The sequence below is a fragment of the Caldisericota bacterium genome (genome assembly GCA_034717215.1).
In the GTDB taxonomy this organism is placed as follows: Bacteria; Caldisericota; Caldisericia; order Caldisericales; family Caldisericaceae; genus UBA646.
The window spans coordinates 1-1,559 of record JAYELD010000102.1; the positions used below are offsets into that span (position 1 = coordinate 1).

Consider the following 1,559-nt stretch of genomic DNA (forward strand, 5'->3'; position numbering starts at 1 on the left):
GGAAAGCTTCAATCCCTCCTGCATCTTCTGCTCGAATGGGTACAGGTTCACCACCACGATCTGGATACCTGCTGGTCTGCCGAGTATATCGGTATAAAGCTTTGTATGCAGGGTTTTTACACGACCGTCTGAGGTCTCGGTGAATCCGGTGTAGTCGGAGATCTCTATAACACCTATTCCGGAATGCTCCAGGAACGCGGCGGTACCCGATGTTGAAAGTATCTCGTAGCCGGCATTAACCAGAACTCGTGCCAGCTTACCTACACCGGTTTTGTCTGATACCGATATCAAGGCTTTCTTCATGTTAAGCTCCGAACTTTTTGAGACGCCTGGCATGGGCCAGGAGTAAGGGCATCACGTCCAGGCTGTTAAAATGTCCTAAAACTCCGTTCGCACAGCGGCGTTCGGAAAATTCAGGCTTTCCTTCTGTCCGGGCAGTCTGGGGGGCATAAAGCATGAATGGATTGGGATGCCAGGAGTGTGAACCCAGCACCGCAGGGGTAGAATGATCACCGGTTATGGCCACGACTTCGAATCCGAAATCCAGTATACGGGGAAGGAGCTTGTCAAATTCCTCGATCAGCTGGACTTTTTTTGTGAAATCGCCGTCCTCTCCGGCGGCATCTGTTTCCTTGAAGTGCAGGAAGAAGTAGTCGAAATTCTCTCTCTGCTGAGTTAAAGTATCAAGTTCCTCCTCCCAGGTAGACCCGGTCTCAAGCACCTTCATGCCTACCAGCCTGGCCAAGCCCCTGTACATGGGATAGGTGGCTATTGCTCCGGCCTTTACGCCAAACTGTTCAGGGAACGGCACCAGATCGGGCAGAGACGCAAACCCACGCAAAAGCAAGATGTTGGCGCGTTCTTCGGACTCAAGAATCTCCTGTGCCTGAAGCACGAACCGGTTTACTATCCGTGCGGTCTTGCCTGCGTCCCTGGCCAAAGGCTGGATTACGATAGGCGGCTGACCTTCCTTTTGCGGATCGGATTCGGTAAGTTCGTGGCTCAGGCCTTCGCCGTCCAGGATCAATACGAAACGGTGTCCCTTGCTTGGCCGGATGTGAATCGCTACGTCTTCTATCTCGCTGATCTCAGCGCTCAAGCGTTTGCAGAGACGCTCGTTCTCCTCGGTAGGGATGCGTCCGGCCCGGCGGTCTGTGATCATCCCGTCCTTGGCAGTGGCAAAGTTGCCGCGAGCCGCTACGTCGCCGCGCTTTAAGGGATAGTCAATACCCAGAGCCTCCAAGACGCCGCGGCCTATCTCGTACTCCAACGGATCGTAGCCGAAAAGCGCTAAATGCGCCGGACCTGACCCAGGTGTTACGCCCGCATCCACCGGCGTGCTAAGACCTAAAGAACTCTTCGCAGCTAAGGCATCCAGATTCGGGGTCTTAGCGGTTTCAAGCTCGGTCTTGCCGTCGCGCTCCAGCCCTCCAAGGCCGTCAACTACAACCAAGAGTATTTTGGTCTTGGAAGGAACAAGTAAATCGCTCAAAAACTCCATCGGGCCTCCATTTGGAATTCTATCTTTCGGAGGCTGTATTATAAGAGGGAATTGGGCG

The 1,559-nt window shown here is 53.8% G+C and carries 2 protein-coding genes; both read right to left on the minus strand.

Annotated elements, in window-relative coordinates:
- On the minus strand, nt 1-303 hold a 303-nt coding region (purH, locus tag U9Q18_04130; GenBank protein MEA3313544.1), incomplete at its 3' end, for a bifunctional phosphoribosylaminoimidazolecarboxamide formyltransferase/IMP cyclohydrolase.
- A 1-nt stretch (nt 304) separates the two neighbouring features.
- Nucleotides 305-1,501, minus strand: a complete 1,197-nt coding sequence (locus tag U9Q18_04135; GenBank protein MEA3313545.1) for a 2,3-bisphosphoglycerate-independent phosphoglycerate mutase — start codon at nt 1,499-1,501, stop codon at nt 305-307.
- Nucleotides 1,502-1,559 lie beyond the last annotated feature (58 nt).

Coding starts and splice junctions, on each gene's coding strand:
- U9Q18_04135 (MEA3313545.1), bottom strand. CDS start 1,501: ATGGAGTTTTTGAGCGATTTACTTGTTCCTTCCAAGACCAAAATACTC.